9 protein-coding genes are annotated in these 9,476 nt (G+C 56.7%); 2 read left to right on the forward strand and 7 right to left on the reverse strand.

Features of this window, described 5'->3' with window-relative positions; translation table 11 throughout:
• Positions 1 to 5: 5 nt before the first annotated feature.
• The 4 genes from B142_RS0110300 to B142_RS0110315 all read right to left on the reverse strand — a co-directional run bounded on the left by B142_RS0110300 (position 6) and on the right by B142_RS0110315 (position 5,804).
• Positions 6 to 1,094 carry an LLM class flavin-dependent oxidoreductase gene (locus B142_RS0110300; protein WP_018121468.1) on the reverse strand — a complete coding sequence of 363 codons (1,089 nt, stop codon included), beginning with the start codon at positions 1,092 to 1,094 and terminating at the stop codon, positions 6 to 8.
• An 89-nt stretch (positions 1,095 to 1,183) separates the two neighbouring features.
• The gene (gene brnQ, locus B142_RS0110305) at positions 1,184 to 2,587 is read right to left on the reverse strand and encodes a branched-chain amino acid transport system II carrier protein (protein ID WP_018121469.1); all 1,404 of its coding nucleotides are present in this window, start codon (positions 2,585 to 2,587) and stop codon (positions 1,184 to 1,186) included.
• 104 nt (positions 2,588 to 2,691) lie between these two features.
• Complete coding sequence (locus B142_RS0110310; RefSeq protein WP_018121470.1) at positions 2,692 to 3,864, reverse strand: MalY/PatB family protein; 1,173 nt, start codon at positions 3,862 to 3,864, stop codon at positions 2,692 to 2,694.
• Positions 3,865 to 3,920: 56 nt separating this feature from the next.
• Positions 3,921 to 5,804 carry an ABC transporter ATP-binding protein gene (locus B142_RS0110315; protein ID WP_026168065.1) on the reverse strand — a complete coding sequence of 628 codons (1,884 nt, stop codon included), beginning with the start codon at positions 5,802 to 5,804 and terminating at the stop codon, positions 3,921 to 3,923.
• A gap of 222 nt (positions 5,805 to 6,026) precedes the next feature.
• On the opposite strand from B142_RS0110315, the gene B142_RS0110320 reads away from it, so the two are divergent.
• Positions 6,027 to 6,590 (forward strand): hypothetical protein, encoded by a 564-nt coding sequence (locus B142_RS0110320; RefSeq protein ID WP_018121472.1) that lies wholly within the window; start codon positions 6,027 to 6,029, stop codon positions 6,588 to 6,590.
• A gap of 110 nt (positions 6,591 to 6,700) precedes the next feature.
• Here B142_RS0110320 and B142_RS0110325 read toward each other — a convergent pair whose 3' ends face one another.
• Together B142_RS0110325 and B142_RS0110330 are read right to left on the reverse strand one after the other, a co-directional pair.
• Positions 6,701 to 8,032 (reverse strand): carboxylesterase family protein, encoded by a 1,332-nt coding sequence (locus B142_RS0110325; RefSeq protein ID WP_018121473.1) that lies wholly within the window; start codon positions 8,030 to 8,032, stop codon positions 6,701 to 6,703.
• A 3-nt stretch (positions 8,033 to 8,035) separates the two neighbouring features.
• Complete coding sequence (locus B142_RS0110330) at positions 8,036 to 8,605, reverse strand: hypothetical protein (protein ID WP_018121474.1); 570 nt, start codon at positions 8,603 to 8,605, stop codon at positions 8,036 to 8,038.
• A 5-nt stretch (positions 8,606 to 8,610) separates the two neighbouring features.
• Between B142_RS0110330 and B142_RS13685 the strand changes: the two genes are divergently transcribed.
• Positions 8,611 to 8,775 (forward strand): hypothetical protein, encoded by a 165-nt coding sequence (locus B142_RS13685; protein ID WP_018121475.1) that lies wholly within the window; start codon positions 8,611 to 8,613, stop codon positions 8,773 to 8,775.
• Between the two features lie 2 nt (positions 8,776 to 8,777).
• Here the strand turns inward: B142_RS13685 and B142_RS0110340 are convergent.
• Positions 8,778 to 9,476 (reverse strand): IS256 family transposase (locus tag B142_RS0110340; protein WP_018121476.1); only part of this gene is annotated, 699 nt, incomplete at its 5' end.

Consider the following 9,476-nt stretch of genomic DNA (forward strand, 5'->3'; position numbering starts at 1 on the left):
GCACGCTAGCCCAGCTGCCAAGCGTTCGCCAAATGCTGCATGCCCGCTGCCGTGTCGTCGAAAGTGGTGCCCTGCAGGGAAATCATCAACTCATCGGCGTGTGCGGTAGCGGCGAAATCCTGCAGGTAGTCGCGTACTTCGTCTTCGGTACCGACGGCAGTGTAATGCAGCATGGAAATAATTTGTTGCCCCTGTGGCGAGTGCACCAAATCCTCCAACTGGGCGTCGGTGATCTTCCGGCCGCGCGCAGCGAACGCACGGACGCGACTGCGAGCTACCTGGTCGAATTGCTGTTGAGCGCCCTCGGTGGTCTTGTCGGCGATGACGTTGACCGCCGCGATGACATAAGGTTCGGAAAGGTATTCGGAGGGTTGGAAATTTTCGCGATAATAGGCCGTGGCATTTTCCAAGTGTTGCGGAGCGAAATGCGAGGCGAAGGCATAGGGCAGGCCATATTTCGCTGCCAGTGAGGCGCCAAACATGGACGAGCCCAAAATAAACAGTGGCACATTGGTATTCCGGCCCGGAATCGCAATGACACCGGGAACCGGGGAATCCTCCGGTGCACCCAAAAACCCTTGCAGTTGGCGCACATCGTCGGGGAAGTTTTCGGCCGCACGCGGATCACGCCGTAAAGCACGACCCAAGGTATGCATGTCGGTGCCCGGTGCTCGGCCCAAGCCAAGATCGATACGGCCGGGATACATTTCCGCCAGCGTCCCGTACTGTTCTGCGATGGAATACGGCGAGTGGTTTGGCAGCATCACACCACCGGCGCCCAAACGGATCGAGTCCGTGTGCGCACCCACGTGTGCCATGATCAGCGCTGGCACGGATGAAGCGATGTGAGGCATGTTGTGGTGCTCGGCGTACCAAATACGTGAAAAGCCAAGTTTTTCTGCAGAACGAGCAAATTCCACCGACCGAGCCATGGTGTCGGCGGTGGATTCTCCGGAATACAGAGTGCAGAAATCAATCAGGGACAGAGGGATTCTCTGAGCGGAAGCGTTGGCGGGACTAGTGGGGCTCGCTGCGCTAGCGGCATCAGTGGAATTAGTGGAACCAGCGGAACCAGTGGAAACAGAATCAGACATAATGCCCGCCAAATTAGTCTTTGATTATCTTCTGCGCAATATTTTCCAGTGCAATATCTTCTTGCGCGAAGGTTTCCTCGTGGATGCGTTTATGCTCCGCGCACTGCTTCCTGGCGCAGGCGAGCCTGCGCTGGTGCTTGCCGTGGCTTCGAAATATCCATAATGAGACCAATGACTACAGCGATGAGCACCGGCAATACCCAGCCGAGGTCTACTGCGTGCAGCGGCGTCCAGCCGATGATCGACTCCAGGCCTTCCACACCCTGGGATACAGCGACCATGAACGCGGACCACACGACTGCGGTCCACAGCCCGATGCGGAAGGTGAAGAAGAAGTTCACCTTGCCGCCGAATGCGGGCTCGAGCAAAGTGAGAATGATCAGGGTGATTGCTGGCGGGTACAAGAAGATGATGATTGGCACGGCAATATCCAGCACGAAATCCAGACCCTGCGCGGCCAGCACCAGCGAAACCACGGTGAAGATGACGGCCCAGACGCGGTAGCCCATCTGTGGGGTCAGCGTCGCAAAGAACTCAGAGGTCGACGAGATCAGGCCGACGGCGGTGGTCAAACACGCCAGCAAGACGATGAAAGCCCAAATGATCTGGCCTGGGGTACCCAGCGCGGATTCGGCAGCAGCAGACAAGATTGCCGCACCGGAATCATGATCCGCAGCGCCCGGCAGCGTCTGGCCGATATAACCCAAGCCGATATAAATGGCTGCCAAGAATGCACCAGCGATGATGCCGGTGGTGATGGTGCCGCGAACCAGCTGACCGCCTTCAGCAAAACCCTTGGTGCGCAGCGTAGAAATGATGACGATACCGAAGGCCAGACCAGCGATGGAGTCCATCGTCAGGTAGCCCTCCAACAGGCCGGAGGTGAATGCGGATTCTGAGTATTCCTCAGCAGCAGTCAAGGTCTGCGGTTCAAAATTGGTGATCGCAGAAACCACCAGGATGATCAGCAAAATGGTCAGCGCCGGGGTCAAAATACGGCCCAGAGTGTCCATGATGGTGGTCGGGCGCCAGGCCAGAGCCAGGGCGACGCCGAAGAAGATCAGGCAGAAAATCCAGTTCGCGGCCGTGCCTTCAAAACCCAGGATCGGGGTGATCGCGGTTTCAAAAGATACGGCAGCAGTGCGGGGCAACGCGTAAAACGCACCGATTGACAGGTAGGCCAACAGCGAAAAGACCAGGCCGAAAATGGCGCCGCCGCGGGCAGCGAGGTCGCGCACGCTGTTACCGGAAATAGCGATGGCGATGATTGCCAGCACCGGCAAGACCACGCCGGAGCCGACGAACCCGAGGATCGCCGGCCAGAAGTTTTCGCCCGATTGCACACCGAGCATCGGCGGGAAAATCAGGTTTCCGGCGCCGAAAAACATCGAAAACAGCATCAACGAACTGAAGATGATGATGCTGATGCCCGCACCGGACTTCGCAGAACCGCCTGCCGAATCCTGCTGAGCCTGGGTAGCAGCTGTTGCCATAGTGAGTCACCTTAACTTTGTGGGTGAGTAGTGAAGAATATTCAGAATACTGTACACAGACCCTAACCAGTTTGCGGTGATGAGACTATCAGATTGCCAGATTTTTATTCAGCTGCCCGCTTGTCGACGGCGGCCTTGATCCGGGCGATCGCTTCTTCCAAAATTTCCCGCGACGTTGCAAAGTTCAGCCGCGCGTGCCCGGCGCCTCCGGTGCCGAAGTCCGTGCCTTCATTCAACCCTACTTTCGCGTGACGACGAAGCCACTGCGCCGGGGTATCCAGATCACCCAATGCGGTATCGCGGAAATCCAACCACATCAGGTAAGTCGCGTGCGTGGCAGAAACCCGCAACCCTTCGACGGCCTCCGGCAAGGCCTGCACGAGCCAATCGCGGGTGGCACGCAGATACTTCACCTGCGCGTCCAACTCGCCGCGGGCGTCGCGGTAACAGGTCTGCGAAGCCACGATGCCTAACGTGCCGGTGCCGTCTTTCGCGACGCCGGTTAACTGTGACCATTTTTCGCGGTCAGCGTCATGGGAAAAGATGATTTGTGCACATTTCAGCCCGGCGATATTCCAGGCTTTGGAGGCAGCCGTGACGGTGAAACATACCCGCGCGGCTTTCTCTGATAGCGAAGCCGCCGGTACATGTTCGCCGTCATAAACCAGCGGCGCATGGATCTCGTCGAGCAATAACCGCGCGTCGTAGGCGTCGGCAAGCTCCACTAAGCGGGTCAGGGTCTCGCGGGAAAAGACCTCACCCAGCGGGTTATACGGATTCGACAGCACCAGTGCACCGGCGCCGTTCTGGAAGGCCTTCTCAATCTCGTTGAGATCCAGCCCACCGTAGGCAGACACCTCGATTTTCTCCCGACCAGCAGTTGTTGGCAGCTCCAGCAGCGGTGGGTACGACGGGGTAGGGATGATGACCGCGGAGTTCTCGCGCGTGAAATGCTGCAGGCCTAACAAGAGGCCGCGCACCACATCCGCACACCAGACAATATTGTGCGGGTCCGGGCGCCAACCGAAGTAGTCAGAATAAAATTCAGCGACGGACTCCGCCAGATGTGTTGTGTGCGGCGCTGGGGAATAGCCAAAGGTTTCTGCTTCTACGGCATCCCGGATGCGCTGGTGCACCGGCGCGGCGGTGGGAAAATCGCTCTCGGCGACCCACAGTGGCAGCACGTCGTCGTCAAAAACTGTCCACTTGCGTGTGCCACGGGCACGAAGCTGTTCCAGATCCGGGAAGTTCAGGTGAGGTTTTTCTTGCGTGTTCATGCGCCCCAGCCTAGTGACAGTCGCGTGTGTGCTCAGGCCGGAAGCGCCACCGCGAGCTAATTAGTGCTGTCGTGCACCATGCCATAGCGTTGGAAATGCTGCCGTTGTTCCTCTGTGACCTGCTTATCTGGGTTTGCAGAAACAGATTCCGAAAGCTCCAACAACTGTGCATATATTCCACCGCTACGCGCCAATTCCACTGGCGAACCAGACTCGACCACCTCGCCTTTTTCCAAGGTGAAGATCGTATCCACGTCCGCGATGGTGGATAGCCGGTGCGCGATGATCAACGTCGTACGATCTTTCATCAGCTCTTCCAACCCGGCCTGCACGCTGCGTTCTGCCTTGGTATCCAGCGCAGAAGTAGCCTCATCCAGGATCAACAGCGGGGCATCTTTCAACATGGCGCGCGCGACGGCCACACGTTGTTTCTGGCCGCCGGATAGGCGCAGGCCACGCTCGCCGATCACGGTGTCGTAGCCGTCTGGGAATTCTGCGATGAAATCGTGCGCATTGGCTCGCCGCGCCACCGCGATGACTTCCTCGTCACTGGCCTCCGGTTTACCGTAGGCAATGTTTTCGCGGATCGTGCCGGAAAACAGGGATGGTTCCTGGAACACCACGCCGACAGACGAACGCAATTTCTCCGGGCTCAACTCTGCGGTTTCGTGGCCAAGCACGGACACGCTGCCCGCTTGCGGCTGGTACAACCCCAGCAGCAAGTTCACCACGGTGGATTTACCGCCTCCGGATTCACCGATCAGCGCGATCTTGCTGCCCTGCGGCGCCGAAAGTGAAATATCGTTGAGCACCGGTTTGTCTTCTTCATAAGCGAATTTCACGTTGCGGAATTCGAAGCCGGGCTCGGAATCTGCCTGCTGCAGCGGTGCCGGAACTGCGGGGTCGACCTCGGGGATGTCCGGGGCATCGATGGTTTTGCGCAATTGCGGGTTGGCGCTGTCGTCGAGCTCTTCGTCCATGATGCGGAAATAACCCCGGGAGTTAGCCATGGCCTTTTGCGCGGCGTCGACAAGAAACGACAGCATGAACACCGGGGTTTTCGCCATGTTCATCAGCTGAATGAGCATGACCATTTGGCCGAGCGAGAAATGGCCCTCCAGCGTGCGCCAAAAAATCACGGCATAGATGCCGAAAAACAACACAGCGGTGGTCAACCCACGCGCGATATCCATCGCATGCCACCAGCGCGACTGCGGGCGGGTAATCGAGACCGTACGACGGTAAGCGTTGCCGAAACTTGCCAGCTCGCGAACCTCAGAAACGAAAGACTTGGCAATTTTTACCTGACCGACGGCTTCGGCAAAGCGTGAATTCGCCGTATCGATTTCTTCGTTTTTCTCGTGCTCGTAGCTTTGCCACCGCTTGGACGTCAGCGCCGTCAACCACAGGTATGTCGGGAACAACAGCGCCAGCAACACCGCCAACGGCCAGTAATAGAAAATGGTGATACCTAAAATCACGAACAACTGAATGATGATCGTGAACATGTTGTTCGAGAAATACTGGATAAATTGCGTGACCGCGTGAATGGAACGATCCAGCCGGGCGATAATCGCACCGGTGTTCTGGTTATCGTGAAAGCGTTGCGGTAAAGCCAGCAGCTTCGCGTAGTAGCGCGTCGACAAGATTTGGCGCAGGCGCGCCGCCATCATATCGCCCCAGTAGCCGCCAAGGTTATCGACCAGCACGCGTACCGCATCGGCGGCAAACAATGCGACGGCCAGCCACAAGACCGTCGTCAAGACCTTAGAGGTATCGTTGCCTTCGCGGATCCCTTCAGCGATCACGTCGGTGGTTTGGCCAACCAGAAACGGCCCGATCATCGAGACCACCGCGACCACGATTGCGGATACGATAACGCCTAAATACAGCGGCCACAGCGCCGAGGCACTGCGCATGATGCGAAATAGGGAAGACACGACGAATTCACGCTTTCATAAGGTATTACTGATCAGTCAGGGTGCAGAACTTACCATTGTGCCACTGTCGACGAACATCTGTTGTGCTGCGGTATCCGGTGATAGCTTTCGGTTACCATAGACGGGACGTAGGAAGACAGCGAAAACTGGGGTGGTCAGCCCCGGCGGGGTGGTCCAGCCCCAACGGCTACAAGCAGTGTGCTGAAAGGCAGTGGAAAACCAATGGTGAAACCAATCGCGAAGCCACAGACAACGACGCGGGCCTGGTTTGTCGGTGTCCTTGGCACCCTGGCGTTGGGCCTGGCGGCCTGCGGGGATCCGAATGGTGGTAGCAGCGCAGACCCAGCCAGCACCATTGAGGTGGAAGAAACCGAGGAACCGGATTACAAATCCAAAGATGTCGATCCGATCAGACCCGACAACGTCAATGCCCAGGTGGAAGACCCAGGCTACGGGGTGAGCTTCACTTACCAGGGCGCGGTGTCGGCCTCAAATGGTGGCACGGTGGTGACCATCGCTGTGCGCAACGACAATGATGTGACCCTGCCGCCGGATGCGTTCGACGAGCCGACCCTGGAAACCGGCAACGGCGGTGGAAATTACAGCAAGGTGGATTTATTGCAATCCAACCCAGAGGATGGCGAGGCACTCGGCGGGTTGGATCTGCCGCTGGGCGTTGGCGCCACGACGAACTTGCAGTATGTCTTCGATACCACCCCTGGCGCGCTGTGGGACGCGCGCCTGACCATCGGCAACGTGGTGTATGAAGGAAACCTGAGCAACTAGTGGCTGGTGGCCGGTGGCTAGTGCCTAGTGGCGGGTGCCTAGTCTCTGGTGCCTGGTGGCGGGCGTCCAGCATCGAGGACCTGGCGCGCCGGGGTTGTTCCGTTCTAGCCTTACTGCCCCCGGGATTCGGTAGGGAAGTGTTCGGCCAACCGTGGGACTCGGGATTCTGACATGGTGGCTTGTCCAGTGCCGAAATCCAGCCGCCAGGTGCGCCCTGTGGCCGAATAGCTGTCAAAGCCGGGGTTACCGGTGCGGGCGAACGACAATAAAGCCTCGTGCAGTCGTCTGCGCCCGGCATGTTCACTGGCGCTGTCATTGTCGCCGTCACTGACGCCAAATAAGTACGCGATATCAGAAGAATGCTGCACGCCACCCGCGGTGCTGCGGTAGTATTCGGACAACCAGACTGGCCCGGTGGCCTTGGTGACCGCGCTGGCAGCCCAGCGTCCAATCAGAGCATCCGTGAGCAACCGGCCCATGGGGCGGTAAGGATCCAGCGCGAGCGCACCTTCCATCCACTCGTCAAAATTACGGGAAAGTTGCAGATCCCGTGCGGTCTTTTTAAACAGTGCTTTGGAGCCTGGCACACTGTGCACCCACGGCTTGCTATCGGTGGCCGCCAGCGGGTGGTGGTGAAATTCATCGTGTGTGGTAGATACCCACAGTCGGACGTCGGCAAGCTCGCCCAATTCGCGCAAGTCGGGCCCTAACGCGACGTCATTAATGTGTAGGTATTTGAAGCGCTGGTAGCCGCGGTCGAGTTTTTTCTGCGGCAGTTCGGCCAAACGGCGGCGAGTCAGCGGTACTTGCATTGCCATGCGCAGGGTAGAGGTGCGGGCCTCGATTGGTTGGCGTGGTGAGGCCGGCGACATGACTATTGCGCGCCGGAAACCGCCCCGATAATGATCCGGTCGGCAGAGCCACAGCACTAAGTTGGCCCCAGCGGACTGTCCGGCCAGGGTAACGTTGGTGGGATCACCGCCAAAAGATTCAATATTACGCTGAATCCACTCTAAGGCCAGTAGGCAGTCGTGCACTCCTCGGTAATGACCGGGGGCATCGTTATTGAAGCGTGCAAAACCAGGTAATTTCTTACGGTAACCAATATTGACCTGCACGCAGCCAGCCTGCACGTTGGCTGTGGCATCGTGGCGCGGGTCATCGTGTGAACCAGTTTCGAATGATCCACCGTGGATAAACACGATGACCGGAAGATCGTCGCGATCGCGGGCGTCGGGCGGGGTTGCGATCGTCAGCGCTACTGCCTCTGGTGCAGGAGTGCTGGCATCCACATCACCGTTGGCAGTGCACAGTTCGGCGTCGTCAAATGTCCCGGAGAAATTTGCATACGGAATGGAATAAAAGCGCCGCACCGTGTGGTTGTTGCTCCAGGCCCCGGTGATCATGCCAGTGGGAGTAACGACGTGTGGTTGTGATGTCATAAACTAAGACACTAGCTTTATCCAGTTAGGATCGTTAGCGATGTGGGAGGGATCGTCCTGGATGGCTTTCTTCTCCGGGAAAATGATTGGGGAATAAGGAAAATTATTCTGCAAGAACTCAGATTTCCAGGGGAGCTTTACTTTGATGTAAAACATATCTCTACTGCGCACAGTATATTGAGGAGAATAATGCTGAGTAATGTTGCCTTCAAGATCTTGGTGATAAGAGGTCTCTCGTGGAGAAATTATTCCACGTTTATAGCACCGCAATAGATGCCTAATATAATCCTCATCGAAAGATGCAGCATAAGGCGCTAACGAAAATAGGTCGAAATCTTCATCTGACCGATTATCAATTTTCTCGTTTAGTTCGTCGAGGGTGGTTATGTTCTGTAAGTATTGGTTGAATCGTTCCAGAAAGTAATCAATCCGTTCTTCCTGTATTTGTTTGCCCAGAGCCCCTGCGCGTAACAATAAAGAGATTTCTTGTTTTTCCCTGTTTTGCTTCTCGCAAGCTGTTGGGAGAGTGTCAGGAAGTTTGTGTGTGAGGCTCTGATCTAAAAGGAGTTTCACCGATAATGACTACTGTGTCACCGAAGAAAAGCCATGACCCGGCAAGGATCAACGAAATCAGCGAGAAGCTGATGGAAAAACCTGAGCTCGCCAGCCTGATCAGCGAGCTGTCGACTTCCGCCGATGATGCCAGCGATCGAGCGTGTCAAGTTGTTTGTGTGTGGGGTTAGGTTTATAGGTATTTGTCGAAGCGGTCGGGGTAGGCCACGGCCATTTGGTTGATGGCTTGTTTCCAGCCGGAAACTCGGGCTCCTTCCATGAGCCTTCCGGCTGTCGCCGAGACTCGTTTGCCCTGCTTCGCCCTCTTTGCAGCTCGTTTATCTTCGATATTGCAGATCATCAACCACAACGTCTTCAGTGCTGATTCATCGTTGGTGAACTGCACCCTATTGCGGGTGGCTTTTCGCAGCTCATTGTTNANCGANTCAATNGAATTCGTCGTATAGATNACCTTNCGGGCTGCCGGAGGAAACTGCAAAAACGGNACNAACCGCNCCCACGCATCCCGCCAGACCTTCACNGACCTGGGGTATTTCTCACCCAGCTCAGAGGCTTCAAATTCGTCTAAGGCCGCCTTAGCTGTGGACTCGTCTGCGGCGGTATAAACCTTCTTCAACGCTGCGGATACGCCTTTGCGATCCCCGTAGGCCACCCACCGGTTAGCAGCACGAATAAGGTGCACCACACAGGTTTGCACCATAGAGCCAGGCCAGGTTGCTTCTACTGCNTCAGGCAAACCTTTAAGCCCGTCACAGCAGACAATGAAGACGTCTTTAACCCCACGATTAGCCAGGTTAGAGCACACTTGTGCCCAAAACGACGCGCCTTCTTCTTTAGCTATCCACAAGCCCAGAATGTGTTTGATTCCGTC

Origin of the sequence: Corynebacterium propinquum DSM 44285 (assembly GCF_000375525.1) — a bacterium.
In the GTDB taxonomy this organism is placed as follows: domain Bacteria; phylum Actinomycetota; class Actinomycetes; order Mycobacteriales; family Mycobacteriaceae; genus Corynebacterium; species Corynebacterium propinquum.